General features: G+C 63.0%; 23 protein-coding genes. 1 reads left to right on the forward strand and 22 read right to left on the reverse strand.

What is annotated here, in order from left to right:
- Positions 1-2: 2 nt before the first annotated feature.
- The 15 genes from K419_RS0101460 to K419_RS0101530 all read right to left on the reverse strand — a co-directional run bounded on the left by K419_RS0101460 (position 3) and on the right by K419_RS0101530 (position 15,115).
- Complete coding sequence (locus K419_RS0101460; RefSeq protein ID WP_051292823.1) at positions 3-230, reverse strand: MoaD/ThiS family protein; 228 nt, start codon at positions 228-230, stop codon at positions 3-5.
- A 13-nt stretch (positions 231-243) separates the two neighbouring features.
- On the reverse strand, positions 244-1,971 hold the full coding sequence (locus K419_RS0101465) for an aldehyde ferredoxin oxidoreductase C-terminal domain-containing protein (protein WP_026840004.1): 1,728 nt from the start codon (positions 1,969-1,971) through the stop codon (positions 244-246).
- A 202-nt stretch (positions 1,972-2,173) separates the two neighbouring features.
- Positions 2,174-2,941 carry an SDR family NAD(P)-dependent oxidoreductase gene (locus K419_RS0101470; protein ID WP_026840005.1) on the reverse strand — a complete coding sequence of 256 codons (768 nt, stop codon included), beginning with the start codon at positions 2,939-2,941 and terminating at the stop codon, positions 2,174-2,176.
- 176 nt (positions 2,942-3,117) lie between these two features.
- The gene (buk, locus tag K419_RS0101475; protein ID WP_026840006.1) at positions 3,118-4,194 is read right to left on the reverse strand and encodes a butyrate kinase; all 1,077 of its coding nucleotides are present in this window, start codon (positions 4,192-4,194) and stop codon (positions 3,118-3,120) included.
- A gap of 14 nt (positions 4,195-4,208) precedes the next feature.
- Positions 4,209-5,129, reverse strand: coding sequence for a SphA family protein (locus K419_RS0101480; RefSeq protein WP_026840007.1), 921 nt, complete (start codon positions 5,127-5,129; stop codon positions 4,209-4,211).
- A gap of 31 nt (positions 5,130-5,160) precedes the next feature.
- Positions 5,161-6,717: an FAD-binding oxidoreductase gene (locus tag K419_RS0101485; RefSeq protein WP_026840008.1), complete on the reverse strand. Its 1,557-nt coding sequence runs from the start codon at positions 6,715-6,717 to the stop codon at positions 5,161-5,163.
- A gap of 50 nt (positions 6,718-6,767) precedes the next feature.
- Entirely contained in the window at positions 6,768-8,351 is a 1,584-nt protein-coding gene (locus K419_RS0101490) for an FAD-binding oxidoreductase (protein WP_026840009.1), read from the reverse strand.
- A gap of 27 nt (positions 8,352-8,378) precedes the next feature.
- Positions 8,379-8,798, reverse strand: coding sequence for a hypothetical protein (locus tag K419_RS0101495; protein ID WP_026840010.1), 420 nt, complete (start codon positions 8,796-8,798; stop codon positions 8,379-8,381).
- On the reverse strand, positions 8,795-9,172 hold the full coding sequence (locus tag K419_RS0101500) for a c-type cytochrome (RefSeq protein WP_026840011.1): 378 nt from the start codon (positions 9,170-9,172) through the stop codon (positions 8,795-8,797). The genes K419_RS0101495 and K419_RS0101500 overlap by 4 nt, the downstream gene beginning before the upstream one ends.
- Before the next feature lie 22 nt (positions 9,173-9,194).
- On the reverse strand, positions 9,195-10,133 hold the full coding sequence (locus tag K419_RS0101505) for a c-type cytochrome (protein WP_026840012.1): 939 nt from the start codon (positions 10,131-10,133) through the stop codon (positions 9,195-9,197).
- A gap of 12 nt (positions 10,134-10,145) precedes the next feature.
- Positions 10,146-10,649, reverse strand: a complete 504-nt coding sequence (locus tag K419_RS0101510) for a QcrA and Rieske domain-containing protein (RefSeq protein ID WP_026840013.1) — start codon at positions 10,647-10,649, stop codon at positions 10,146-10,148.
- A gap of 57 nt (positions 10,650-10,706) precedes the next feature.
- Complete coding sequence (locus K419_RS23780; protein WP_026840014.1) at positions 10,707-11,228, reverse strand: cytochrome b family protein; 522 nt, start codon at positions 11,226-11,228, stop codon at positions 10,707-10,709.
- Positions 11,229-11,309: 81 nt separating this feature from the next.
- Entirely contained in the window at positions 11,310-12,053 is a 744-nt protein-coding gene (locus K419_RS23785) for a cytochrome b N-terminal domain-containing protein (RefSeq protein WP_026840015.1), read from the reverse strand.
- 13 nt (positions 12,054-12,066) lie between these two features.
- Complete coding sequence (locus tag K419_RS0101525; protein ID WP_026840016.1) at positions 12,067-13,911, reverse strand: FAD-dependent oxidoreductase; 1,845 nt, start codon at positions 13,909-13,911, stop codon at positions 12,067-12,069.
- 61 nt (positions 13,912-13,972) lie between these two features.
- On the reverse strand, positions 13,973-15,115 hold the full coding sequence (locus K419_RS0101530; RefSeq protein WP_026840017.1) for a hypothetical protein: 1,143 nt from the start codon (positions 15,113-15,115) through the stop codon (positions 13,973-13,975).
- 1,002 nt (positions 15,116-16,117) lie between these two features.
- On the opposite strand from K419_RS0101530, the gene K419_RS0101535 reads away from it, so the two are divergent.
- Entirely contained in the window at positions 16,118-17,866 is a 1,749-nt protein-coding gene (locus tag K419_RS0101535) for a sigma-54-dependent Fis family transcriptional regulator (protein WP_026840018.1), read from the forward strand.
- Between the two features lie 184 nt (positions 17,867-18,050).
- Here the strand turns inward: K419_RS0101535 and K419_RS0101540 are convergent, their stop codons facing one another.
- The 7 genes from K419_RS0101540 to K419_RS0101575 form a co-directional block, all read right to left on the reverse strand.
- Positions 18,051-20,024, reverse strand: coding sequence for a solute symporter family protein (locus tag K419_RS0101540; protein WP_026840019.1), 1,974 nt, complete (start codon positions 20,022-20,024; stop codon positions 18,051-18,053).
- Positions 20,021-20,344, reverse strand: coding sequence for a DUF485 domain-containing protein (locus K419_RS0101545; RefSeq protein ID WP_026840020.1), 324 nt, complete (start codon positions 20,342-20,344; stop codon positions 20,021-20,023). Before K419_RS0101545 ends, K419_RS0101540 begins: the two co-directional genes overlap by 4 nt.
- Before the next feature lie 251 nt (positions 20,345-20,595).
- On the reverse strand, positions 20,596-21,564 hold the full coding sequence (locus K419_RS0101555) for a ketopantoate reductase family protein (protein ID WP_026840021.1): 969 nt from the start codon (positions 21,562-21,564) through the stop codon (positions 20,596-20,598).
- Positions 21,565-21,754: 190 nt separating this feature from the next.
- A complete protein-coding gene (locus K419_RS0101560) occupies positions 21,755-22,210 on the reverse strand; it encodes an amino acid-binding protein (protein WP_026840022.1) in 456 nt (151 codons plus the stop codon).
- 96 nt (positions 22,211-22,306) lie between these two features.
- Entirely contained in the window at positions 22,307-22,882 is a 576-nt protein-coding gene (locus K419_RS0101565) for an indolepyruvate oxidoreductase subunit beta (RefSeq protein ID WP_026840023.1), read from the reverse strand.
- A complete protein-coding gene (gene iorA, locus K419_RS0101570; RefSeq protein WP_026840024.1) occupies positions 22,869-24,638 on the reverse strand; it encodes an indolepyruvate ferredoxin oxidoreductase subunit alpha in 1,770 nt (589 codons plus the stop codon). Before iorA ends, K419_RS0101565 begins: the two co-directional genes overlap by 14 nt.
- Positions 24,639-24,722: 84 nt before the next feature.
- Entirely contained in the window at positions 24,723-26,060 is a 1,338-nt protein-coding gene (locus K419_RS0101575) for an acetyl-CoA hydrolase/transferase family protein (RefSeq protein WP_051292825.1), read from the reverse strand.
- Between the last annotated feature and the right edge of the window lie 119 nt (positions 26,061-26,179).

A 26,179-nucleotide genomic window follows, 5' to 3' on the forward strand; every position in this document is an offset into this window, starting at 1 on the left:
TCTCACCCCCCCGCGATCCAAGGGGCCAGGTGCAGCACGTCGCCGTGGCTTAGCGGGTGCGCCATGGGGGCGTGGCGCCCGTTCACGAGCGCCATCCCCACCTCCTTCTCCAAGATCCCGAGGGCGGAGACGAGACTTCCCACCGTGGTTCCCTCGCAGACCTGCTGCAGCTCATCTTTGAAGCGGTCGGTCCGAAATGTCGCCAATAGGTTCACGGTCACCTCGATCATGGCTGTCCCCCTTCTAGAAGTTCCAGAACTGGTCGATCTCCTCGCCGGTGAAGTCCCATACCGCGCCGTTCGGGGCCAAGGGCTCCCTGAAGAACTCGGGGAGACGGTCGTGCTCGTTGGTGAAGCCGGCAGCAAGGTTGAAGGCACGCTCGGCCTTCAGGGTGGTCACCCCTAGCCCCCCGAACCACTCAGGCGTCAGCTCCAGCCCGAAACGGGCGTTCAGCATGTCCACCACCGCCGGGACGCAGGTCGGATCGTCAGCGGAGGGGAAGCCTATGAAGAGGCAGAGCCCCACCGAATCGAGCATCACTGTGGCGATCTGCAGGTGCCGCGACAGCTCCACCTGCCCGTCCTTCTTGAGCGGGTCGACGATGCCGCCCCCCACCCCCATCAGGTTGGTGGCGACAGCGTAACCGGCCGTGTGGTCGGCGCCCATGGTGCTGGTGGCGTAGGTGATGCCGATACCCTTGATGGCCCTGGGATCGTAGGCGGGAATCGCCTGGTTCTTCACCACCGGGACCCGCGTCACCCCGTACAGCTTCCCGACATTCCCCGCGCCGCTGCCGATGGTGCGGCCGAGCGGAGTCCCGGCGCGTAAATCCTCGCGCAAAAGCCTCAAAACGCCTTGGCCGTCGCCGAAGGGGAGCACCCCTCCTTCCATGGCGACGCCGATGGCGACCGCGGTCTCGATGGAGTCGATGCCGATGTCGTCCATGAGGTGGTCCGCCTCGGCGATCACGTCCAAGTCGCCGATCATGGCGTTGGCGCCCAAAATCTCGATGGTTTCGTACTCAAGGCCGGAGGTGACGTACTTCCCCTTCTTGTCCAGGAAGACCTGGGAACACTTGATGATGCAGCCCGACTGGCAGCCGTGGCTCGGGTTGCCGCCGCGCTCGATGATGGTCTCCCTGAGGGTCTCGCCGGAGATCTTCTCGTTGTGCTCGTATCTGCCGTGCATGAAGTTCCGGGTGGGGAGCCCCCCCGCCGCGTTGACGATGTTCACCATCTCCGCGGTGCCGTAGGTGGGAAGCCCCTGTCCGGTACCCGGATGGTTCATGATCGCCTTGGCGAAGGTGCGCGCCGCGGCGGTGAATTTCGCCGGATCCGCCAGCGGCACCGCGGGGGCGTCGGCGCCGTCGAGAGCGATGTACTTGATCCTCTTGGACCCCATCACCGCCCCCAAGCCGCCGCGGCCGTGGCTTCTGAGCTTGCCGTCGGCGTCCCGCACCGAGATGTTGGCCGCGAGCATCTTCATCTCGCCGGCAGGGCCGATGGTGAGGACGCCGGTCTTGCCCAGGCGTTTTTCCAGCGCCTCGATCACAGCGAAGTTCCCCTTGCCGATCAGCTCCTTCTCCTCGACGATGCGCACCCCCATCTTGTTCACCACGAGGCCGTACCAGCCGTCCCCCTTGGGGATCCCCTCGATGATCAGCGCCTTCACCCCGAGGCGGGCCAGCACCTGCGCTGCGGTGCCGCCGGCGTTACTCTCCTTGATGGTCCCGGTGAGCGGGCTCTTGGCGCCGGCCGACAGGCGGCCGCTGTTCACCGCCGTGGTGCCGCTCAGCATCCCCGGGGCGAAGACCAGCTTGTTGTTCGCCCCAAGGGCATGGCAGGCGGGGGGAACCTCTTCGGCCACGATGGCCGAGGTAAGCGCGCGCCCCCCCAGCGCCGCCCAGGCGCTTGGAACCGGCTCGACTGAGCAGTTCAGGGCCGACATATCCACACGGAAAATTTTGTCCATAGTTATCCTCTCCTTTGCTGCGAATTTTCCCGGGGAGCGCTGCCCTTGGTCCCCCCTGCCCCCTCCCGTCAAGGGAGGGGGAGGACCCTTCCCGAAGAACCCATTTTGACGGTTCCTGCGGGAGTGCGGGAGGCCCAGGCGCCTTCCGTAGGGGGACAGGCACCTGACGGAGCCAGTCCCCTTCGCTCCCGCTGCCGGTCCCCTAGTGGAAGGAGAGCCCGCCGTCGTGGACGATCATCTGGCCGGTGATGAAGGCCGAGTCGTCGGTGGAGAGAAACAGCGCCAGGCCGATCAGGTCCTCCGGCACCGCCTCGCGCTTGAGGCAGCGGGCGTTCAGCTGCAGGGTCTCCAGCGGCGGGATGTCCATCGCCTTGTTCTTGTCGAAGTTGTTGCCCCCCTCGGAATGGGTGAAGCCCGGGGCGATGGTGTTCACGTTGATCTTGAAGTCCCCCATCTCGCGGGCCATGGAGCGGGTGAGCGCCATGATCGCCCCCTTGGAGGCGACGTAGTGCGGCATCCCCGGGACACCCTCGTTAATGGAGGAGGAGCCGATGTTGACGATCTTGCCCCCCTTGTCCTTCATGAACGGGAAGACCGCCTTCATGCAGTGGAACTGCCCGACCACGTTGATCTCCAGCACCTTCATGAACTCCTTGGTGGTGTACTCGGTGAAGGGCTTCATCACGATGCTGCCGAACACGGCGGCGTTGTTGACCAGGATGTCGACGCGTCCGAAGCGCTCCTTCGCGGCGGCGGCCATGGCGTCGCACTGCGCCTGGTCAGTGACGTCGGTTTTCACGTAGATCGCCTCGCCCCCAGCCTTTTTGATGTCCTCAACCGCCTTCTGTCCGTCGAGGACGTCGGCGATCACGATCTTCGCCCCCTCCTTGGCGAACCCCTGTGCGTAGGCGGCGCCGATCCCCTGTGCAGAACCCGTGATGATGGCAACTTTTCCGGTCAGTCTTCCCATGGTCGTATCTCCTTTAATTGTTGGTTTATTACTGCTGAGTCTTAACCCTCTCCTGTCCATCCTCTCTCCCCTTGGGAGAGGGTGGCCGAAGGCCGGGTGAGGGAGTTGCCTAAACTGAGATGGTTGCCATTTGCCGCGCCCTCACCCCGGCTCTCTCCCAACTCCGTCACCGTAAGCTACGAGTACACCGCCAGATCCTCCTCCTTGTTGAAATACCTGAGCACCGCGTCGGCCAGGGCCTCCATCTCGTTCTCGCCGGGGTTCAGATGCACCGGGGCGATGAAGCTGATCTTCTTGAGCAGGCTCTCCAGAAGCACCTTGGAATAAACGAGGCTCCCGGTGAGGGCGATGGCGTCCACCTTCCCTTCCAGGACCGCCGCCGCGGCGCCCACTTCCTTAGCCACCTGGAAGATCATCGCCTCGTAAACCTCGGCGGCTTGCCGGTCCCCCCCGGCTATGCGCCTCTCGATCTCGATGGCGTCGGTGGTCCCCAGGTAGGCGTAGAGCCCCCCCCTCCCGGTGAGAAGCTTCAGGATCTCGTCCTTTGAGTACTCTCCGCTGAAGCAGAGCTTCACCAGGTCCCCGGCAGGAAGCGTTCCCGCGCGCTCGGGCGAGAAGGCGCCGTCGCCGTCGAGGGCGTTGTTCACGTCGATGATCTTCCCCTCCTTGTGCGCCCCGACGGATATGCCCCCACCCAGGTGCACCACGATCAGGTTCAGCTCCTGGTAGCTTCTCCCCAGCTCAACCGAGACCTTGCGCGCCGTCGCCTTCTGGTTCAGGGCGTGGAAGCTGCTCTGCCTGGCTATCTGCGGGATGCCGGAGTAGCGCGCCGAGGCGCAGAGCTCGTCGGTCATGGGGGGGTCGGCGGTGAAGACCGGGATGTCGAACTCCCGCCCGAGGTCGTAGGCCACCAAGCCCCCCACGTTGATCGGGTGCGCGCCGTAGACGCCGCTCTTCATGTCCTCGATCATCCTGCTGCAGATCCGGTAGGTCCCGCCGGGAAGCGGCCTCACGTTGCCGCCGCGGCAGGCGATGGCGTTCATCTCCCGGACACAGAGCCCGTTGTCCGCAAGCACCCCGAGGATGGCGTCCTTTCTGTAGTCGTACTGGTGCCAGATGGTCGGGAACTTTTTCAGCTCCTCGTCCGCATGTTTCACCGATTGGTTCACCTTCATCTCGCCGTTCAGGTGCACCCCGATCTTGGTCGAGGTGGAACCGGGGTTGATGATCAGTATCTTGTTGGCGCTGTTCATGGTTGGCTCCGTTGTCAAAAGGAATAGACCAGGTCGATCCAGGTCTGGTTTGCCTCGATCCGGTTTTCCGCCGACACAGGGATCACGTACTTGCCCATGAGGGCGAACTTCCCGTCCTGGTAGCGCGCCGCAGGCCCCATGGAAAATTCCCGGTCCTTGGTGTCCGGACGTTTGGTCCCGCCGATCTTGTCGTCTTGCAGCCCCCGCCAGACCCAGCCGGTTACCCCCAGCTTGAACTTCGGCGTGACGGCGTAGTTCAGCATGTAGTCCATGTGGATCGCCTGCCCGGTCTGGTAACCCTTCAGGCCGCTCCCGGCCTCGATGTAGTCAGAGTTCTTGGTGTGGTAGGAGTACATCAGCTTGGCGCTCGCCTCGATCCCGTTGTCGAAAAGCCCGGTCACCGCGACGACCGGTTCGATGATGAAGGCGTTGTTGCCGGCGTTGATCGGCTTCTTGGCATCGAAGGCGCCGGTGGGGGTGATCACGTCCAGCACGGTGAGCCAGTGCCAGGTCTTGGTATGCCAGGCGAGGCCGGCCCCGAAGTAGATGTCCCCCAGGCCTCCGTCATGCCCCTCGACGTTCACGGGACCGCCCGGCGTCTGGGCGGTGACGTTCGCCTCCACGGAGAGGATCGGGATGATGGAGTGCAGCAGGAAGTTCCCCCCGAAGAGCCCCTTTTCGGAGACGAAGATGGGACGGAAGGCGACGGCGGTGAGAGAGCCGTCCCCGCCGGTTAATCCCTGACCCTTGTTCTCGACCTTCTTGATGTCCAAAAACACGTTGTAGTCGATCAGATGCAGCCCCGGCGGCGGCGCGGCCCCGGCGTAAAAGTCGGCGGTTCCGTTGAAGGAGCTGCTGTTGAAAGCGTGTGCCGGGCTGCTGAGAAAGAATGCTGCCAGAAACAGTGCGAAGATCGAGATTCGTGCGCGCTTCATTGATGCCTCCTGTCTTCATTGCATGTAAGGGTCAAGCCAGGGTGATGCCGGACTTGCCCGGGGCCACGATGTTGTTCGGGTCGAGGGCTTTTTTAACCGTCCTGTTGAAACGCCGCATGGCCGGGCCGTAGCTGTCGGCCACCTGGTTCATGAAGGCCGGCGTGGTGCGGTTGATCCCCCAGCCGCGCTTGCTGAAGGACCTGGTCAGTTCGTCGTAGCACTGGTGCGCCCGCCGGGCCTCGGCGGCGTCGGCGCGGTTGAAGCGCAGGTCGATTACGTGGCGGGCGTCGCGCCAGAAAAAGACCAGCTCGCTTAAGTAGTCGAATCCGTGCCGGTTCACGATCTCGGTGGCGAGCTTCACCTGCTGGGCAATCTCGCCGGGGCGCGCCGCGGCCGTCGGCTGGAAGCGCATGGATCCGCCGCCGGGACGCCAGGAGTCGAGCGGGTCGTTACTGGTGACCCCTCCCTTCATGAGCTGGGCGCGGTACTGGAAGGCCGGGTCCCCCTTGGCCTCCTTCTCGGTGATGATCTTGATCTTGTTGCCGAAGGCCTTGGTGAAGGTGCCGAAGACGTACTTCCAGTTGAGTTCCACCTGCTCCGGCGAGCCGTACACCGCGCCGTAGAGGTTCCAGGCCCCGACGCCGTAGCCGTCCATCACCTTGCGGGTGGCAAGCGTCCCCTTGCCGCTGTTGACATACCCCTTCTTCTTCCCCTGGGCCACCGCGGCCGCCTCCCACCCCGCGTTCACCAGGGCGCAGGCGTTGGGGACGATCTGGGTCTCGCGCAGGAACATGAGCGGCTTGACGATGTGCTGCACCATGTCGGTCGAGGGGAACCTGATGCAAAAAGGCTTGTAGCCGCCCGGCGGCGGAGGGGGCATGAGCCACGCCCCCACCTTGGTGACGATGCCGCTGTTTCCCTGCGAGAAGAGGCCGTCCACGTAGGGGCCGAAGCCCCATTTGAAGACCTGCCAGCTGGTGGTCCTGGGGATCCCCCCCATGCCGGTGCGGATCAGGCTCCCGTCGCCCAGCACCACCTCCATGCCGCAGGAGAAGAGGAAGGATTCGCTGTAGGGGGTGTAGCCGGTGCCGCGCTCCAGGATGTTGCCGGCGATGCTCACCCCCGCCGCCGGCGCCGGGGTGTCCAGCCAGAGGTCGATCTTGTTCTTGGCGAGGTAGCGCTGCAGTTCGTCGTAGGTGACGCCGGGCTCCACCAGGCAGTACCCAAGCTCCCGGTCCACTTCGATGACCTTCTTCATCCCCCTCATGTCGAGGACGATCTGCCCGTCGGTTGCCGGGGCCGCGGAGCCGTAGCCCCGGTTCTCCCCGCCGTAGTAGGTCCAAAGCGGGGTCTTGTAGGCGTTGGCGATCCTGACCACCCCCTGCACGTCGCTCTCGCTCCCCGGGTAGAGGACCGCCGAGGGGCGGTTCGGGGCGGCGCTCGGGGCCACCGTGTTGGCGAGATATTGCTGCAGGGCCGCCGCGTCGGTCCGGACCCGGTTCTCTCCCAAAAGGGAGCGGTACTCGCGGATCGCCTTGGCGAAGGTCTCTTCCTTTATCCCCTTGGGGAGTGCGATAAAGCTGCTCATCTAGATGCCTCCTCGACTGTTTGGTCTGTTGCCCGATTCCGGCGCCAGGCCTAAAGAGTGATCCCGGACTTGCCCGGCGCCAGGATGTTGTTGGGGTCAAGCGCCCGCTTCAGCTTGTGGTGGATGTCGCGCATCCCCTGTCCGTAGCTTTGGGATACCTTCTGCATGAACGCGGTGTTGGTGCGGTAGGTCCCGTAGCCGTTCTTGGTGAAGACGGTGAGGAGCTCGTCGAAGCACTTGTAGGCGCGCTTCATCTCCTCGGGCTGGGTGCGGTCGTAGAGCAGGTCGATGATGTGGTGCATGTCGCGCCACCCCACGATGAACTCGGAGACGTAGTCGAAGCCGTACTTGTTGAGAATCTCCGTCGCCACCTTCATCTGCTGGTCGCACTCGGAGGGGCGCGCCGCCGCAACGGGGGCGAACCACATCGATCCCCCGCCCCCGCGCCAGTTGTAGAGGCCGAACTCCTGCAGCGTCGAGCCCCCCATCATCAGCTGGCGGCGGTACTCGAAGATGGGGTCGTCCTTCGCCTCCCTCTCGGTGATGATGCGGACGTCTTTGCCGAACTTCTGCTTGAAGGCCCCGGAGACGTACTTCCAGTTGAGCGCCACCTGCTCGGGTGAGCCATAGAGCGCCGCGTAGAAGTTCCAGGCCCCGACGTCGTACTTGTCCATGATCTGCTGGAAGACCTTGGGGGGGAGCGAGTCCTTACCCTTGTAGAAGGTCTCCCGGTTGGTCCCCTTGCCGTTCTTGTCGTAGGTGAAGTACCCCGCAGCCTCCCAGCCGGCGTTCACCACGATGCAGGCGTTGGGGATGATCTGGTTCATGCGCAAGGGCATCAGGGTCTTGATGATGTCCGGGAGCATCTCCACCTTGGGGAACTTCATCAGGAACGGGAAGTACCCTCCCGGCGGGGGGCCCTTCATGAGCCAGACGCCGAGCTTGGTGATGATCCCCAGGTTCGACTGGGTGAACAGGCCGTCCACGTAGGGGCCGTTGCCCCACTTGTTGGTCTGCCATGAGGTCGAGTTCTGGAGGCCTCCGGTGCCGGTCCGGATCACGTCCCCGTTGGCGAGCACCACCTCCATGCCGCAGGAGAAGAGGAAGTGCTCGCCGTAGGGGGTGTACCCCACGCCGCGGTCAGCCGTGTTACCCACCGGGCTTGCCATGGCCGACGGCGCCGGGACGTCGACCCAGAGGTTCATCCGGTTCTTCTTGAAGTGCTGCTGCAGGTCGAAATAGGTGACGCCCGGCTCCACCAGGCAGTACCCCAGCTCCTCGTCCACGTGCACGATCCGGTTCATGGTCTTCAGGTCCAGGACGATCTGGCCCCGGGTCGCCGGTGCCGCCGTGCCGTACCCCATGTTCTTCCCTGTGGAGACGGTCCAAAGCGGCGTCTTGTACTTGTTGGCGATGGCGACGATCTTCTGGATCTCCTGCACCGACTTCGGGTAGATCGCCGCCGAGGGCTTATGCAGCTCCTCCGACTCCGGGATCATGATCTTCATATAGGACTGCAGGGAAGCGGGGTCGGTCCTCACCCTCCCCTCGCCCAGAAGGGCGCGGTACTCATTAATCGCCCTGGCGAAGGTTTCTTCCGATACTCCCTTGGGAAGCGCAACGAAACGGCTCATCTTGATACCTCCTGATGGTTTGGCGTCCTATACCTCTACGGAGAAGGCGACCCGGTCCCCCCCCTCGTTGGTCACGTAGTGGAAGCGTCCGCCGCGATCGACAATCGCCTCGTGCACGACGACGAAGCTCGCCTGGTCCAAGAGGCCGACCAAGGTGTTGGTCTTCCCTTTCCTCGCGTCCTCGAAAAGGAGCGCCGCCTGGAAATAGCAGTCGGTGAGCGAGCCTGCGAGCGGCTGCACGCTCCACGTGCCCGGCGCGCTCTTGCGCATGGTCTCCACGAACTGGCTGGCCGTCCCCAGGCCCGGGGCGTAGAGGCAGATGCCGTCGATGGCTCCCGCTTGCGCGGCTTGCGCGCTCCCTGCGAGAGTGCCGGTGCCGGAGACCGCCACGGCCGCGCCTGCTGCGAATATGGTCTTGAAAAAGGACCTTCTGTTCTGGCTGGTCATTTTTTTGCCCCTCCTTTTTGGGCCGGAGCCGGCCGGTATGTGGGGTTGATCTTTCTGTAGGCGGCGACCTCCTTCAGGTAGGTCACGAATCCGTCCAGCTCCTTTGGGGGCACCTCGGAGAGCCTGAAGGCGGGCATCGCCTTCATCCCGAAGCGGACGTTGTTGCGGATGTACTGCTCGTGCAAGGGATTGCCGCTTTTGGAGGTCATGTCGAAGATGCCGGTGGGACCGATCTGGACCCCCTGCTGGTGGCACATCACGCAGTACATCTCGAAGGCGTAGGGCATCTTCGGGGGGGCCGGCACTGCCGCGGCCGGCATGGTCGAAGCCCCCAGGGCGAGCGCCGCCGCTATGGCTAGGATGGTTCTTTTCATGTCTGGCTCCTGTGTCGCCCTTTTAAAGGCGCAGTTCCTTTTTCCCGTCCGGTTCCGCCTGCGTGCTGGTCAGCTCCTGCTCGGGCTGCACCGTGTCCACCCTGGGGGGGACGAAATCCGCACGCAGCTTCGGGGTGTACTTGCGGGTGAACTCCCTCTGGTTCAGGCTCAGCACGTAGCTCGCCAGCGCCTCGATCTGCCGGTCGCTCATGGCGTAGCCGCGCATCGAGGAGCCGGGGGAGACCCGCTGCGGGTCCTTGAAGTGCTCGATCACCCAGTTCTGCTTGGAGCGCCCCCCCTGGAGGTTCTCCATAGGGAAGTTGCTCGGGTCTTTGTCCGCGAAGCCGCTCAGGTCGGGGCCGACGGCGCCCCCCTGGCCGTTGATCTGGTGGCAGCCGGAGCAGTGCATCTCCTGGAAAAGGGCGCGCCCCTGGATCAGCTTGTCCGCGTGAATCGCCTCGAAGTCCTTGTGGCAGTAGCCGCAGCGCGACTGCATCAGCCCCTTGGAGACCAGCGTCACCGGCCAGTTGTGGATCGGCTCATGCGAGGAGCCGTAGTAGGTGGTGGCGAGCCCCTGTCCGCCGTGGCAGATGGTGCAGCCGAACTTCTCCACCGGGTGCTGCTTCAAAAGCTCCGGGTAGGGATGGGTCTTCAGCGGCTGGGCGGCCTTGGCGAAGAGCGGGTCCTCGATGGAGATGTGGCAGGTGACGCAGCGGTCCACCGTCTGCCATTCGCCGACCACCACCTGTTTGAGCTCCGGCTTCATCTGGGCGATGCGCTGGTAGACGGCCGGGTTCTTGTCCCGCCCGATCTTCCCCATCAATTTTTCCCGGTAATCCTCCTGGTAGTACTTCCATTCCCGGTTGGTATCCCGGAAACCCGCCACTCCCAGGAGGACCAGGCAGACGAGCCCACAGACGATGCAGAGTGTGGTGAGCCTACGTATGACTGCTTTTTCCATCTGCTTGCCTCCTTAGACGACGAGTTTGGTCCGCTCGCGGTTCACCTTGGAGGTGTCCACCACGATGGCGCCGGTATGGTCCATGTACATCTCGTACCAGGGGAGGTCCTTGGGGGCGGGTCCGCCCAGCACCTCGCCTTTGAGGGCGAAGGTGGAGCCGTGGCAGGGGCAGGCGTACCCCACGTCCGGGTTGTTCTCCACCGGCTTCACCAGGCACCCCAGATGGGTGCAGACCAGGGAAACGGCGTGCATCCCCTCGCGCTCCCTGACGATCTCGACGCCGCGCCCCTCGATGACGATGCGGCTGCCTATCGGGAAGCTGGCGAGCTCCCCCACCTTGAAGGCCCGGGCCGGCTCGTAAAGCACGTTGGGGTTCAGGAAGCGCCCGGTCTGCAGCGCGACTCCCCCCACCCCGAGGGCGAGCGTGGCAACCGTCACCTTCTTCACGAATTTCCTGCGACCCTCGTCCACATCGCCGGGCATGGTCGCCGCGCCCCCACAGTGATTCAGTTCCATGACGTATCCTCCTTTTGGGAAATCTTTTTCGGTCACCATCCCCACCTCATCTCCCGGTCACTTCCAGGGAAGGTAGAGCGTCCAGTTCGGCCCCCGCAGGAACTGCCCGATCACGATCAGGACCAGCATCGACACCACGAACACGGTGAAAAGGGTGGTGGCGACCCTGCGCTCCTTGGCGAACCAGACCCCGACACCGGCAGGGTTGCGGTCCAGGTAGGGGAGGAACAACAGCGACAGCACGATACCGGCAGGTGCCACGATCCCCCCGAGGAAGGCCGAGTAGCTCACCAGTTCCTGGATCCCCACGAAGTACCAGGGGGCCTTGGCCGGGTTGGTGGAGTGCAGGGCGTTTGCCGGCTCCTCCAGCGGCGCGTTGAACAGAAGCGACACCGCGACGACGGCGATCCCCACCACCAGGAAGAGGAGGAGTTCGCGCAGCACCAGGTTCGGCCAGCTGGAAACGGTGTCGCCCGGGTCCTTGTCCACCTGGAGCGAGTCCCCTTCCACGATCGCCATGAGCGAATAGGTCTTGTTGGGGTCTATGGGGAAAATCTCTTCTTTTTTCGCGACGTGCATGGCTGCACCTCCTTTAGATCTGTTGTCGGATACCGCTTCACCGGGGACTGGCTCCGCAGGTGCCTGTCCCCCTTTAGCGGCTTACTCCGCCGCCGGGCGCGAGAGGCCGCCGTCCTTGCGGATCCTCCAGAAATGGATCCCCATGAGGATGAGCGCGACCACCGGGAGCAGGGCCACATGCAGCACGTAGAACCTGATCAAGGCCATCTGCCCGACCTCGTTCCCGCCGAGAATCACGAAGCGGATCTTCTCCCCGATCCAGGGGGCGTAGGCGGCGATGTTGGAGCCGACGGTGATGGCCCAGAAGGCGAGCTGGTCCCAGGGGAGGAGGTATCCGGTGAAGCTCAGGAAAAGCGTCATCAGGAGCAGGCAGACCCCCACCACCCAGTTGAACTCCCGGGGAGCCTTGTAGGAGCCGGTATAGAAGACCCGGCACATGTGCAGGAAGACGCAGGCGACCATGGCGTGGGCCGACCAGCGGTGGATGTTGCGCAGGATCACCCCGAAGGAGACCACGTACTCCAGGTCCTTCATGTTGTGGTAGGCGAGCTGCGTGGACGGGGTGTAGTAGAACATGAGCAGCGTCCCCGAAACGGAGAGGATCAGGAACAGGTAGAAGGAGATCAGCCCAAGGCCCAGCGTGTAACTGAAGCGCAGGGAGTTCTCGTGCACCCGGGCCGGGTGGATGTGCAAAAAGACGTTGCCGAAGACCGCCGCCGCCCGCGCCTGCTCCTGTGTCCCCTCGACGGGGCGGACCACGGAGCTCCTGATGTTCTTGGGAAGGTTCTTGATGGAATCTCTGATTGTGTAGACTGTTGCGCTCATTGTTTTCTCCTCTTTATTCCCATTCCTCGTCCAGGTTGAACTCCGCCATGGTGATGGCCCCGCCGGGGCAGCGCCGCGCGCACATGCCGCAGGAGACGCACCTAGTCTCGTCCTTGATGATCGCGGTCCGGGCCTTCGCCCCGGGGGCCCCTTTCTTCAGTGCCGCCGTTAACTGCGAGAGCCTCTCGTCCCCCTCGATATCCTCCAGGCGCACCAGCTTCAGCGTCCCCTGCACGCAGGTGTCGACGCAGGTGCCGCACAAAAGGCAGCGGGAGCGGTCGAAGACGGTCTGGATGCTGCACTGCCGGCAGCGGGCCGCCTGCTCACGGGCCTCTTTTTCCTCGAAGCCGAGGGTGATCTCCTCCCGGGTCCTCACCCTCTCCTCCGCCTCCCTCTTGGGGATCTTGGCGGCGGCGATGGTGTCGCAGCGGGTGTTCTGGAACCCCTCCGGCAGCGCCCTCATGTACCCCGTCTGCCTGACCTTGAGCGACTCGCCCCGCAGGTAGCCGTGGATGGAGCGCGCAGCCTTCTGCCCGTCGGCGATGGCCTCAGTGGCGTTCCTGGCGAAGCGCCAGCGCACGTCCCCTCCGGCGAAGACCCCGGGGAGGCTGGTGGACATGTCGTCGCCAGCCTTGATCTGCCCGGCCGGGGTTACCTCCAGCCCCTCAAGCCCTTTGAGCGAGCAGAGGTTCGATGCCTGCCCCACCGCGAGGATTACCGAGTCCACCCGGAACACCTCCGCCGAGTCCGGTACGTAGCTCGGGTTGAACCTCCCCTCCCCGTCCAGGATCGACGCCACCTTCAGGAACCGGACCCCGGTGACCCTGCCGTTTTCTCCCAGGAAACACTGCGGCCCCATGGACGGGTAGAAGCGGATCCCCTCTTCCTGCGCGTCCTCGATCTCTACCCGGCTGGCCGGCATGGTCTCCCACGATTCCAGGCAGGCGATCATCACCTGCTCCGCCCCCTGGCGCACCGCGTGCTGGGCGCAGTCGATGGCGACCCCGCCCCCGCCGATAACGAGACAGCTCTTACCGAGGTCGATCTTTTCGTGATGGCGGACGTAGTCGATGCCGTTGTAGACCCCGTGCAGGTTGGTCCCCTCGATCTCGATCCGCATGGGGTCCTGCAGGCCGATGGTGAGAAAGACCGCCTGGTATCCCTCCCCGCGCAGCTGCTCCAGGGTGAGGTCGACGCCGACGGTGGTGTTCAGCTTAAGTTCCACCCCGAGATCGAGGATGGCGTCGATCTCCTTTTGCAGCACCTCCTTGGGGAGGCGGAAGGCCGGAATGCCCGACCGGAGTTGCCCGCCGGCATGGGGCGCTGCCTCGAAGATGGTCACGGCATAACCCAGAAGCGCCAGGTCGTGGGCCGCGGAGAGGCCGGTAGGCCCGGAACCGACGATGGCGACCCGCGCAGCCTGGGCGCCTGCCTTACCTTTCGATTTCGCCTTGCCTAAATGCCTGGAGAGGTTCAGCACGTGGTTGCCGGAGCGGTCGCTCACCCAGTCGGAGCGCCGCGACAGCTCGTCCAGGCGCTCTACCACGGACTTGGCGGAAGCGGCGCCGTGCCGGTCGCAGGCGAAACGCTTCAGCGCCCGGATGTCCACCGGGTTCCCGGTCGCCCCTTTGCGGCAGGACTTCTCGCAGGGTGCGGTGCAGACCCTGCTGCAGACCGAGACCAGCGGGTTGGTCTGCCTGGCGATCAGGTAGGCCTTCTCGTAATCTCCCTGGGAGATGGCGCTTACATAGCGCTTGGTGTCGGTCCCCACCGGGCAGGCGCTCTGGCACGCGGTCAGCGCCCGATATTCCTCGATACCCAGGATCTTCACCTGGTATTTGCCGGCTTGCTTTTCCATTTCCGACTCCTCTTGGGCAGGTGATGCGTTCTTTCCGTTTCCCTTTACTGGGCCTGCAGGGTTATTCCGGCGCGGGAGGAGGACCGCTCGGGGACAGCGGCGCCCTCAGGAAATAGAAGTTGTGGATCAGCGTCAAAAGGGCCACGAAGTGGAGCGTGAACAAGACGGAAACCACGTTCAGGTCGAAAGGGAGCCCTGCCGCCTGCACCTTGGCGAGGACGGGAGGCATGATCAGCCGCATCAGGGCGATCCAGCCAAACGCCAGGACCAGTTCGGTGGCGAAGTTGCAGATGCCGCGCTTGGGCTGCTTGTATTTGCCAAAGGGGTAGTAGCCGAAGATGGCGCCGTGGAAGTTCTGCATGCCGATGATGGAGCCCCCGACTGCCGCGAAGGAGAAGGTCGGCGACATGAACTTGAGGCTCACGGTCCAGCAGAGCCAGCCGAGCAGGATGCAGATGGCGGTGTTGACGATCTCGCCGACAGGCTGCGGGAGCTTGTAGTAGGGCCACTGCTGGAAGCTGAGCACGTTGGAGAAAGCCTGGATCCAGACGATGATCCAGACCAGCAACCCGAAGAACCACTCCGCCTGGAAGGGCCCCTTTGAATCGTAGGGGGCGCCGGCGAAAGGGGTGCCGGACAGGTTCACCAGCTGCCACAAGAGCGCGGTGATGCCGAGAATGACCGCCGCGCCGCCGATGCCGCGCAGAGCCGGCGAGCACTTCTGGTTCAGCGGCCAACCGTTCCAGGTGAAGGCATACCAAAGGGTCACGGTGAAGAGGATGATGCCCCACCAGAACCCGACCGGGAAGAGCGGGAAGCGGGGGTAGAGGTAGGTAGTGGCCAGGGGCCCGGCGACGGCGACCCCGGCAATGAGCGCCGTGGTCGACAGCCCCGGCTTCAAGGCGCCGTCGGCCGGTTTCCAGTTGCCCAAGGGGGGCGCAAACGGCCACCCCCCCGAAACCAGCGGGCAGAACACGACGATGCTGAAGAGCATGTAGAAGGAAGCCGGCAGCAGCACGGTGAAGAGGAACCCTGTAGGGACGAAGTACATCAGCGCCCAACTGAGCCCCATGAACAGCGCAAGGTAGACCACGAGCTGTCCGAAACCCGGGGCCGCGGCCGAGGGATTTTTCTCCGCCTCGACACAGGCTGCCTCCATTGCTTCCATGGTCACGCCGTCCTGCCCTTCCCCCGGTACACTCATGGCCCGTCCTCCTTTTTGGATCTATCAAACAAATGTTTTACTGAAAAAATAAACACGCCGAGCTTGATAAAACGGCGCCTACAGCAAAACCACAGCAACGACTAATCATATTGTTATTAAATTGTTACCTTATCAAACCGTACCAGCTGCATGCCGTCCGACGCTCCAACTCCGCACCTGAATCTTTCTGCCAGACACATCCCACCTATTAGCACGGGCAATGCCAAAACAATGTTTTCGGTTGTGTGCAAGATTTTAGATTATGAAGAAACCAAGTGATATCGCTGCATTGTCAAAATAGCGGGAGAGCAAATCTTGCCGCATGCGACTTATCCGCGGGCGGGAGGGGTGGATGCTCTTTTTATCAAATGATGAATTTCCGGAGAGGAAACGAGGGGCGTTTCATCATTTGATGATATCCGTGATGCAGCGCCTCATCCGGCAAATACCCTAGTCGTCAAAGTATCTATTTGTTTTTAAAGGTAAAAATATACATATTGCGAGATCCGGGACTAAGAACTCACGCTGCAAAGGGAGCGCATGCGGTTCATCATGTGCGGTTATCTATGATTGCGGGCGGGAGTAAAAAGGCGGTATCGGGGCGTATACGCGGCAGGCAAAGAAAAGCGGCTTGCAAATGGCTACGTTTCTATATAACATTGTTTTCCAGCATTACAGTATTAAATTACCATAATTAATCTCCTCGTCCCCGAGGTGGAACTTTCCTAGTTCCCAAGCTCCAGCTTGGGAACCCAATGCGGTGCAAAGCTCCAGTTTTGCATCTCAAGGGAAGCAGGAGCTTCGGCAGGCGGTTGCGTTCCCAAGGTGGACCTTGGGAACGAGCGCAAAGTCAAGAGGCGGGTCTCTAGTCTCCCCTCGCCCTCTGGGAGAGGGACGGGGGCGAGGGATTGTGGCACTTTTCCGCAGGTGGTAGAGGGGCAGAGGTGAGAGATCCGCGGAGCTTCTGTTTGATGAAAAGGAAGATCGGAGGGCAGTACCAAGATGAGCAAAACGCAGAAAAAGAAGAGCATCTCCGGCGAGGCGACGAAGAACAAAGTGCGCTCCCTGGTCCATTTCTGCTCCGACACCGGCAACATCTGGCTGCACGAGCACCGCATGCTGCTGATCCACGCGGAGGCGCAAGGGGCGATGCGCCGGGAGCTGATCGACACCCTGGGCATGGACCGGGCTCGGGCCCTGCTCATGCGCATGGGATTCGCCTCCGGCGCCCAGGACGCCGAGGTGTTCAAAAGACAGCTGGAGGGGGTCTCGGACCAGGAGGCCTTCCTGGTCGGGACACAGCTGCACACCCTGGAGGGAATCGCCAAGGTGACCACCCTGGAGTTGGACGTGGACCGCGCGGCCGGCAAATTTTCCGGCCAGTTCATGTGGGAGAACTCCTGGGAAGGGAACTGGCACAAGAAGCACTACGGAGTGCACACCGCGCCGACCTGCTGGAGCCAGCTGGGGTACGCCTGCGGCTACACCTCGACGCTCATGGGGCGCCCCATCCTCTACAAGGAGGTGGAGTGCATCGGCAAGGGGGACAGGTATTGCCGCACCGTCGGCAAACCGCTTGAGGAGTGGGAGGACGCAGCCGAATTCAGGAGGATATTCCATCCCGACCCGATCGTGGACGAGCTGATGGAACTGCAGACCCAGGTGGTGGAACTGCGCTCCGCTATTAACGAAAAGGAGAAGCTGCCGGCGGACGTGGTAGGCAAGTCTCAGGCCTTCACCACCGCCTTCGGCCTCCTCAAGCAGGCAGCGGGAAGCCAGATCACCGTCCTTTTGCAGGGAGAGACCGGGGTGGGCAAGGAGGTCTTCGCGCGCACCCTGCATGAGAAAAGCAGCAGGAGCAAGGAATCCTTCATCGCCGTGAACTGCGCCGCCATCCCTCACGACCTTGTGGAGTCGGAGCTCTTCGGCGTGGAGAAGGGAGCGTACACAGGCGCCCTCACCTCGCGCCCGGGACGCTTCGAGCGGGCCAGCGGCGGCACCTTGTTCCTGGACGAGATCGGCGATCTGCCGCTGCCGGCGCAGGCAAAACTGCTGCGCGTGTTGCAGGAAGGGGAAATCGAGCGGCTGGGGGACCACAAGGTCCGCAAGGTGGACGTAAGGCTCGTTGCTGCAACCAACATCGACCTGAAACAGCTGGTGCAAGAAGGAAAATTCCGCTCCGACCTCTACTACCGCCTGAACGCATTCCTGGTCAAGATCCCCTCTTTAAGGGAGCGCAAGGACGACATCATGCTCCTTGCGGAGCGCTTCGTCGAGAAGTACGCGGCGATACAGGGAAAGAAGCTGCGGGGGTTCACCGACAAGGCGAAGAAGGCCCTTTTGGCTTACCAGTGGCCGGGAAACATCCGGGAGCTGCAAAACATGGTGGAGCGGGGGGTGATCCTGGCCCAGCCCGGCGCCCGGATAGAGCTGGACCAGATGTTCTCCTCCACTGCGGAAGATGGAACAGTCGAATACGGGGTCAGCAGCACCGGGAGCCTCGACATCAACCGGGAATCGGCGGGAAAGGAGCTCTGCGAGGTGGTCCTCGAAGGGGGGCTGACCCTTGAGCAGGTGGAGGGGATGCTGATCAGGGCCGCGGTGGAGAAGGAGGGGGGAAACCTCGCCGCTTCAGCGAGGGTCTTGGGTCTCACCCGCCCGCAGCTTGCCTATCGCCTGGGGAGCCTGCAGCAAAAAGGGGATACCTCCTTCCGCCTCCAGGATCCTTTCGCCAGCCCCGACCTCTACTGAGTGCTAGCCTCAGATCCCCTTCCCTCCACCTACCCTGATCCCCTAACCAACCGTTGGCCGCTAAATTTTTTTGCACTATCAAGATCGAACTGTTTCCAACTCTCCCCCTCCCGCCAGGGGAGGGGGAGTTTCGTGCATCCGCTCGCCGCCACTTCCGAATTTGCGGCAGAGTCCCGCGCAGTCATCAATGCTTGACCGCCTTGGCCACGCCGTATCCCGTGGTCTGCCGGACGAACAGTTCTTCGAACATCTCTTCCTCGCGACGGTTGCGGAACAGCAGCGTGGCGGCGACGGTAACGAAAAACCCGATGGGGACGGAGAGTATCCCCGGGTTCTTGAGCGGGAACAGCGGCGCGTCGAGCCCCACCAGCGAGGTCCCGTCCTTGTTCAGCACGTAATCCGATTTCGCCTTTTCCAGCGTTTTCAACTCCGCGGCGGAAAGCCCACCAGCCTCGCTTTGCTTTTTCTCCAGGGCGAGCACGACCTTCTGGGCGTCGGCCGCCACCTTCTTGGGATAGGTCATGTTCGGCGAAACCATCAGGATCCCGATGGTCACCACGGTGCCGACCACCAGGCCGGCGATGATCCCGGCTGAATTGAACCGCTTCCAGAACAGCGCGAAGATCAGGACGGGGAAGTTCGCCGAAGCCACCACGGCAAGCGCAAGGCCGACCAACTGCGCGATGTTGAGATTTTCACAGGCAATGCCGAGCACGATGGCGATGGCGCCGACGAAAAACGATGCCACCCTGGCCACCTTTATCTGGGTCCCCTGATCCGCTTTCCCTTTTTTGAAGACGTTGACGTACAGGTCGTGGGCGATGGCCGCCGAGGAGGCGAGCACCAGACCAGAGACGACCGCAAGTATGGTGGCGAAAGCGACGGCACAGACAAAGGCCAGGAGCAGGTCTCCGGTAACGGTACCCGCCCCGCCGCCGATGTACTGCGCGATCATGAGCCCCGCCATGTTCCCCCCCTTATCGAGCGCCATGATCTTCTGCGGCGTGACGTAAAGGGCGGCGCCGAAGCCCAGGAAGGAAACCATGATCAGGAACAGGCCGATCAGGAACATGGAGGCAACCACGCTCTTTCTCGCTTCCTTGGCGTTGGGAACGGTGAAAAACCGCATCATGACGTGAGGCAGACCGGCGGCGCCGAGGATCCAGGCGAGTCCCAGCGATACCTGGTCCAGCGGGTTCTTGAAGAAAAGCCCCAACTCCAGGAAGCGCTGGCCGTAATCGAATCCCGGCTGCGCGACCGGGTGCTTCATGACGCCGCGCACGTGATCCTGGATCTCCGGGCTGGTCGCAACGCTGTCGAAGAAGGAAAAGAGGCTGAATCCGGATTTCCAGAGTATCCCGGCGGAGAGGACGACCCCGGTGAACATGAGGAGCGCGGCCTTGATGATCTGCACCCAGGTGGTCGCCTTCATCCCGCCCAGCGCCACGTAGACGATGATCAGTGCGCCGACCCCTATGATCGACACCTTGTAGGGAATCCCCAAAAGGAGCTGCATCAGTTTCCCCGCCCCCACCATCTGCCCGAGCAGGTAGAAAATGGAGACCACCACGGCGGAGAGAGCCGCGACCCCGCGCACTACGCGGGACGAGGAACGGAAGGCGAGGATGTCGCCCAGGGTGTACTTGCCGGCGTTGCGGCACGGCTCGGCGATGATGAGGAGGATGGTGAGAAAGCTGATGATGATACCTACCGAGTACATGAACCCGTCCGGGCCGAAAAGGGACATGAGTCCGGTGATCCCTAGGAAGGTCGCGGCGGAGAGGAAATCTCCGGCGATGGCCCAGCCGTTCTGTATCCCGGAAATGCCCCCGCCCGCCGCGTAATAATCGGATGCGGTGGTGGTGCTTTTCGAGGCCCAGACCACGATCCCGGCGGTCGCCGCGATGATCAGGAGGAACATGCTGATGGTGAACGTGCGGTTGGTCTGCATCTTCTTGCCGCCCGGCGCCGGGACCGGTGCCTTGGCAGCGGCGGCAGCCGGCGATTGCGGGGAAGCGGCGAGCCCCGGCGGGACCTTGGCAGCGGCGACTGCTACGGCATTGGGGCCGCCTGGGGCCGCCTGGGCAGACACATCGGCTGCAAGCGCGGAGGCGCCGAAGATCAGTACCATCAGCAAGGGAAGGAACATGTATCTCATTGGCATTCCTCCTTTACGATCATCTCGACGAGTTCAGTGGTGAGGGGATCGAATTCCCGGTTGGATTTGCGCGTGTAGATGATGGCGATGGCCCAGGCCAGCACGAATTGGAACAGGCAGAACAGGTAGCCGAAGTTGAGCCGCCCCAAGATTCGGGCGTTGAACAGATCGGGGAAGGATACGGCCCCGACCAGCAGCAGAAAATACGACGTCGCCCCAAAAACCCACAGCCCTACCAGAAACCTCATCTTCGCCTGGTGCAGCTCCACGAACTTCGGATGGCTGGCTATGGCCGCCCAATCGATTTCCTTATCCACCATTGATTCCTCTCCTTTTTAGGTGTCGCACCAAAAACCGCTTCAATTCATGTTCGTTTCTCCCAGTGTCCGGTCAGGTAGTTGCCCTATCAAAACCCGTATTTCCCTCCGCCGACGCACCTCCCCTCTTCCCCCACCCTGTCCCTCCCCCTCCAGGGGAGGGGACTTTCTGCCAAACTTTCTCCTGATTAATCTCGTTCCCAAGGTCCACCTTGGGAACCAGGAAAAAAGTTTGCTTCTGGCGCATTAACTCCTCACGCAGCTTTGGCCTCATCGAACGGCCTGCACTCCAGCGCCTTCACCAAACCGTGGATCATGGTGTTGTAGGGGGTGGGCATACCGGCCTGCGCGCCGTACTCGACGATCTTGCCGTTGATGTAGTCGACTTCGGTCCTACGTCCCGCCTCGATGTCCTGCAGCATGGAGGGCTTGTGGTTCCCCGCGTTCTTCAGGTAGTTGATGCAGTAGGGGTAGAAGTCGGACCCCAGCGTGAATTCGTTCGCCCTCGCTACCGCGACCCCCTCCTTGATCAACGAGTCCACCAGGTTCAACAGGATGGGGTCGAGTATGATCTGCACCATGGTCTTGCCGGTCACCGCACATATGGCGTTCATGCAGGAGTTCATCACGGACTTGCGCCACACCTTGTCCACGATCCGGTCGGTGTGCTGGGTCTCGAGCCCGGTCCCGCTCAAGGCTTCACAGATGCCGACGGCCGCCTCGCGCGACTCCGGGTCCAACTCCTGGAGAAAATGGGGGCGGTGATGGAAGGCAACCCGCACGTGTGCGGGGCTCAGCGGCACGCAGCCGTAATTGACCACGGCGCGCATCACGGCCTTGGTCCCCAGATGCTTGGCCAGTTCCAGTTCGGTATCGATGCCGTTTTGCCAGCTGACCACGTAGCGCCCGTCGGCGACGAACCCTTCCAGCGCCGAGGCTATCAAGGGGAGAGCGGTCGCCTTCACGGTGACGAAGATGACGTCGGGTGGGTCGCTTACGATATCGTCGAGGGTGGTGGTCACCTTGGCGACCTTCGCTTGGAGCGAATCGGCCCCCTCGATGATGATCCCCGGGTCGAGGGCCGGCACGAGCAGGGTGGGGACGACATCGCAGAGGGTTACTTCGAATCCTCCCCGGGTCAGGAAAGCGGCGAGCACGCACCCGACAGGGCCGGCGCCTATGACCGCGAACTTCTTTGGCGTATAACTGCTATTTCCCTTCATGGCGTCTCTCCTTGCTCTAAAGATTTACTTGATCGAGGATCTCTCGTTAAGCCTCAGCGGAAAGTCCCCCTTCTCAAAGGGGGGTGCCACACCCACAAATCCCCGCCCCCGGAGGGGGAGGGTCAGGGAGGGGGCCAGCCTGTTCTTCCCCCCTCCCGGCCTCCCCCCTCCGGGGGAAGGAGAGCTGGCACTAGGCCGGCTGGGCCTCGGCCATGCCGAAGGCCACGGCGTCCAGGATCTTGATGCCGTTTTGCAGCATCAGCTCTATGGCCCGGTCGTTGTCGTTGAAGCGCAGCACCATGACAGCCTTACCGGAGGAAGGCCCGGTGCCGGCAAGCGCGTACATGTACTCGACGTTGACCTGGTAATCCAGAAAGAGCTTGAGCACCCGGTTGGCGAGGCTACCCGGCCGGTCTTCGATCTCGATGGCGACGACGTCGTCGACACGTGCCGGAAGCTGTTGTTCCATGATCACGCGCCGCGCCTTGGCCACGTCCGACACCAGGATGCGCAGTACGCCGAAGCCCGCCGTGTCGCAGATGCTTAGGGATCGCAGGTTGAGGCCGGCATCTCCCAGCGCGCTGGCCGCCTGGTACAGGCGGCCGGGTGAATTTTCCAGAAAGACCGACAGCTGTTTCAGTTTCATAGATGCCTCCCTCTCTCTATGTTGGCGCCACGGGTGGGACTGGCTCCGTCAGGTGCCTGTCCCCCTCCCTATGTCCCTTCCCTACCGCGCACGGAATCACGCCGTAGCGGCTCCTCCGCGCAGCGCGGCCATATTGACTTCCTCCCCCTTGCCGCGGGATATCTCCCTGACCACACCCTCGACGACCTCCGCGTCGATGGGGAGCCCCTTCATGACCGAGCCGACCATGACCATGTTCACCGCCTTGGCGTTTCCGGCCTGCTGCGCCACCTGCAGCGCATCTATCGCCCGGGCGCCGGGGCAGGCCGCGGCTATCCGCTGCGGGACGTCGCCGGGATAGGTGGCAAGACCCGCCGCCACGGTGCTCGGGTTGATGCACGCCTTGTTGTAGACAAGTTTCCCGCCGGGTTTCAGGTAGTGCAGGTAGCGCAGCGCCTCCAAAGGCTCGAAGGAGATGAGGATGTCGGCAGTCCCCGGAAGCACCACCGGCGAGTGCACCTTGGCGCCGATGCGGACGAAGGAGATGACGCTCCCCCCCCGCTGGGCCATGCCGTGAACCTCGTTTTGCTTTACGTCCATGCGGCTTGCCAGGGCGCTTTCGGCCAGCACCTTGGAGGCCATCAGCACCCCCTGCCCCCCTACCCCGGCGATGACGATGTTAAATGCTTTCATGGCTTCCTCCGCTTGCGACGGTCATGGCGTCGAATTTACAGTGCTGGGTGCAGACCCCGCACCCGTTGCAGATGTTGGGGTCGATGGCGACCTTCGGCTTGTCTCCGGATCCCTGCAGACCGAGCGCGACGCAGGAGGCCTTGAGGCAGGCACGGCAGCCGGTGCATTTGTCGGCCGATACCTGGACCAGCGGCTTTTTCACCCGGTAGCGCAGTATGCAGGGGTTCTTGTCCACGAGGACGTAGGGACCCGGCGTCTCCAGCCCGCGCCTGATGGCGTCCTCGGTCTCCTTCAGGTTGTAGGAGTTGATCTCGTAGACGTTTTCGATTCCCAGCACCTTCACGAGCGACACCATGTCCACCTCTTTTGCCGGATTGCCCTGGATCAGTCTCCCGGAACCTGGGTTCTCCTGACCGCCGGTCATGCCGGTGGTGCGGTTGTCCATGATGATGACCAGGGCGTTCCCCGCGTTGTAGGACATGCTCAAAAGGCCGGTGATCCCGGAATGAAAGAAGGTGGAGTCGCCGATGACGGCAACCGGTTTCTCGGTCCTGCCGGCGATCTCGTTCACCTTGGCGATGCCGTGGGCTGCGCTGATGCTCGCCCCCATGCAGATGCAGGTATGCATGGCGCTTAGGGGAGGAAGCGCGCCCAGGGTGTAGCAGCCGATGTCCCCGGAGACGAAGACCTTCAGCTTGCTCAGGATGGAATAGAGGCCGCGGTGGGCGCAGCCGGGGCAGAAGGTCGGGGGGCGCAAGGGGAGATCGTTCGCCGGCTGCGTCTTCGCGGAGGTGGCCGGGGCGCCGGCAGCCTCGCGGACGATGTCGGCGCAGACCTCGCCGCAAAGCGAGATGCGGTCCTTGCCGATGTCGACCCGGATCCCCAGGGCGCGGATCTGCTCCTCGAAGATGGCGTCCATCTCCTCCACCACCATGAGCCGCCCCACCTTGGAGGCGAAGTCGCGGATCTTTTGCTCCGGCAGCGGGTGCACCAGCCCGAGCTTCAGGAAGGAGGCCTGCGGGAACGCTTCTTTGGCGTGCTGGTAGGAGATGCCGGAGGTGATGATCCCCAGTTCCGGGTCGTTCATCTCCACCCGGTTAAGCGGAGACTCCTCGGCGAAGGCCTGCAGCTTCAAAAGCCGCTCCTCGACAGCTATGTGCTTGATCTTCCCGAAGTTGGGAAGCATCACGTACTTGGGCACGTCTTTGGCGAGATCCCCCACCTTCGGCTCCACCTTCCCCTTTTGCTCCACGATCCCCTTGGCGTGGGAGATGCGGGTGGTGGTGCGCAGCATAACCGGGGTGTCGAAGCGCTCCGAGATCTCGAAACCGGCCCGGACGTAGTCGTAGGCCTCCTGGGAATCGGCGGGATCGAGCATCGGGATCTTGGCGAACTTCGCGTAGTTGCGGCTGTCCTGCTCGTTCTGGGACGAATGCATCCCCGGGTCGTCGGCCGCCATCAGGATGAGGCCCGCGTTCACCCCGGTATAGGTGAGGGTCATCAGCGCGTCGGCCGCGACGTTCACCCCCACGTGCTTCATGGTGGCGAGCGCCCTGCCGCCGGCAAGGGAGGCGCCGATGGCCGATTCCAGCCCGACCTTTTCGTTCGGGGCCCATTCGCAGTACACGTTTCCCAGGCGGGCGACTTCTTCCAGCGTTTCGGTGCTGGGCGTGCCGGGATAGCCGGAGGCAAAGACGCCGCCGGAATCTTCAAAGCTCAAGGCAATCGCTTCGTTGCCGGAGATTATCTTTTTCATGGTTGAGGTTCCTTTATCGCGTTGGCCGTATCGGCTGGCTGTGCGGCGGACGGGCAGGCGGCGTTGCGCCTGCCCGTCCGGTTTTTAGATGTACCTGAGCTCCTTCGCCTTCTCGGTCAGCTCGTCCCGGAACATGGGGTGGGCGACGCTTATCAGCGCCTGGGTGCGCTGGCGGACGCTCTTCGCGTAGAGGTCAGCAGCACCGTATTCGGTCACCAGGTAGCGCACGTGGTTGCGGCTCGTCACCACGCCGGCCCCGTGCTTCAAAAGCGGCGTGATCTTGCTGACCACGGATCCGTCCCTGAGGGTCGAGGTGCTCGGCATGGTGATCACCGCGACGCCTCCCTTGGAGCGGGACGCGCCGTAGACGAAATCCATCTGACCGCCGACCGCCGAGTACATCCTGGGGCCGATGCTGTCCGCGCAGATCTGCCCGGTGAAGTCGACCTCGATGGCGGCGTTCACCGAGACCATGCGCTCGTTTTGCGCCACCACGAAGGGGTCGTTCACGTACTCGGTGCGGCGCAGCTCGATCATCGGGTTGTTGTGCGCCCAGTCGTAGAGACGCTTGGTCCCAAGGAGGAAGCCGCAGACGATCTTGCCCGGGTGCAGGGTCTTCCTGGAGCAGTTGACGACGCCGGCCTCCACCAAATCGATGACGCCGTCGGATATCAGTTCGGAATGGATGCCCAGGTCCTTCTTGCTGAACAGGTGCTTCAAGACCGCGTCGGGAATGGCGCCTATGCCGAGCTGCATGGTGGCGCCGTCGGGGATGAGGCTGGAGATGTGCCCCGCTATCTGCTCGACGATCTCGGGGTCTCCCTCCTCCGCCATGTGCCTTTCGGTCAGGGGCGCATCCACCTCGACGATGTGGGTCATGCGCGAGACGTGGAAGAAGGTGTCCCCCAGCGTGCGCGGCATCTTCTTGTTCACCTGGGCGATGACGATCCGGGCCGACTCGGCCGCCGTCATGGTGAGGCCGGCCTCCCCCCCCAGCGAGCAAAAACCGTTTTCGTCGGGCAAGGAGACGTTCAAAAGCGCCACGTCCAGCGGGAGATGGCCGTTTTTGAAGAGCAGGGGGAACTCGGAGAGGAGCACCGGGGTGAAGTCGGCGCGCCCCTCGTTTACCGCCTGGCGGACGTTGGGGCTGATGAACATGGTGTTGACCCGCACGTGCCCCTGCATCTCGGGGGAGACGTAGTCCTGAGGGCAGATGGTGAGCACCTGGGAGACCTCGACGTCTCGCAGCTCCGGCGCCCGCTTCACCAGCGCTTCCAACAGTTGCATGGGGACGGAGGCGTTGCCGGTCAGGTAGAGACGGTCCCCGGAGTTGACCGATTTGAGCGCCTCGTCGGCAGTGGTGACGCGCGAGTTGTAGATCTCGCGCCAGTTCTTGATTTCCTTCCAGATCGTTGCAGCCATGCCTATCCCTCCTTTTTCGGTTACCGATTAGCCGCTGATCCCGCCTGCGGCGTTGTTTTGTCCATGAGAAAGCACACCTCCCCCTCCGGGGGCGGGAACGCCTGGGCTAAGTGATCCCC

The sequence above is a fragment of the Citrifermentans bremense R1 genome (genome assembly GCF_000426865.1).
Lineage (GTDB): Bacteria > Desulfobacterota > Desulfuromonadia > Geobacterales > Geobacteraceae > Geomonas > Geomonas bremensis.

Bases quoted from the DNA above. Each gene is read 5' to 3' on its own strand.
- K419_RS0101575 (WP_051292825.1), bottom strand. From the start codon at position 26,060: ATGGCTGCAACGATCTGGAAGGAAATCAAGAACTGGCGCGAGATCTAC.
- K419_RS0101540 (WP_026840019.1), bottom strand. From the start codon at position 20,024: ATGAGATACATGTTCCTTCCCTTGCTGATGGTACTGATCTTCGGCGCC.
- K419_RS0101495 (WP_026840010.1), bottom strand. From the start codon at position 8,798: ATGACCAGCCAGAACAGAAGGTCCTTTTTCAAGACCATATTCGCAGCA.
- K419_RS0101490 (WP_026840009.1), bottom strand. From the start codon at position 8,351: ATGAGCCGTTTCGTTGCGCTTCCCAAGGGAGTATCGGAAGAAACCTTC.
- K419_RS0101555 (WP_026840021.1), bottom strand. From the start codon at position 21,564: ATGAAGGGAAATAGCAGTTATACGCCAAAGAAGTTCGCGGTCATAGGC.
- K419_RS23785 (WP_026840015.1), bottom strand. From the start codon at position 12,053: ATGAGCGCAACAGTCTACACAATCAGAGATTCCATCAAGAACCTTCCC.
- K419_RS0101480 (WP_026840007.1), bottom strand. From the start codon at position 5,129: ATGAAGCGCGCACGAATCTCGATCTTCGCACTGTTTCTGGCAGCATTC.
- K419_RS0101535 (WP_026840018.1), top strand. From the start codon at position 16,118: ATGAGCAAAACGCAGAAAAAGAAGAGCATCTCCGGCGAGGCGACGAAG.
- K419_RS0101530 (WP_026840017.1), bottom strand. From the start codon at position 15,115: ATGAGTGTACCGGGGGAAGGGCAGGACGGCGTGACCATGGAAGCAATG.
- K419_RS0101465 (WP_026840004.1), bottom strand. From the start codon at position 1,971: ATGGACAAAATTTTCCGTGTGGATATGTCGGCCCTGAACTGCTCAGTC.
- K419_RS0101565 (WP_026840023.1), bottom strand. From the start codon at position 22,882: ATGAAAGCATTTAACATCGTCATCGCCGGGGTAGGGGGGCAGGGGGTG.
- K419_RS0101505 (WP_026840012.1), bottom strand. From the start codon at position 10,133: ATGGAAAAAGCAGTCATACGTAGGCTCACCACACTCTGCATCGTCTGT.
- K419_RS0101485 (WP_026840008.1), bottom strand. From the start codon at position 6,717: ATGAGCAGCTTTATCGCACTCCCCAAGGGGATAAAGGAAGAGACCTTC.
- K419_RS0101510 (WP_026840013.1), bottom strand. From the start codon at position 10,649: ATGGAACTGAATCACTGTGGGGGCGCGGCGACCATGCCCGGCGATGTG.
- K419_RS0101525 (WP_026840016.1), bottom strand. From the start codon at position 13,911: ATGGAAAAGCAAGCCGGCAAATACCAGGTGAAGATCCTGGGTATCGAG.
- buk (WP_026840006.1), bottom strand. From the start codon at position 4,194: ATGAACAGCGCCAACAAGATACTGATCATCAACCCCGGTTCCACCTCG.
- K419_RS0101460 (WP_051292823.1), bottom strand. From the start codon at position 230: ATGATCGAGGTGACCGTGAACCTATTGGCGACATTTCGGACCGACCGC.
- K419_RS0101470 (WP_026840005.1), bottom strand. From the start codon at position 2,941: ATGGGAAGACTGACCGGAAAAGTTGCCATCATCACGGGTTCTGCACAG.
- K419_RS23780 (WP_026840014.1), bottom strand. From the start codon at position 11,228: ATGCACGTCGCGAAAAAAGAAGAGATTTTCCCCATAGACCCCAACAAG.
- iorA (WP_026840024.1), bottom strand. From the start codon at position 24,638: ATGAAAAAGATAATCTCCGGCAACGAAGCGATTGCCTTGAGCTTTGAA.
- K419_RS0101545 (WP_026840020.1), bottom strand. From the start codon at position 20,344: ATGGTGGATAAGGAAATCGATTGGGCGGCCATAGCCAGCCATCCGAAG.
- K419_RS0101560 (WP_026840022.1), bottom strand. From the start codon at position 22,210: ATGAAACTGAAACAGCTGTCGGTCTTTCTGGAAAATTCACCCGGCCGC.
- K419_RS0101500 (WP_026840011.1), bottom strand. From the start codon at position 9,172: ATGAAAAGAACCATCCTAGCCATAGCGGCGGCGCTCGCCCTGGGGGCT.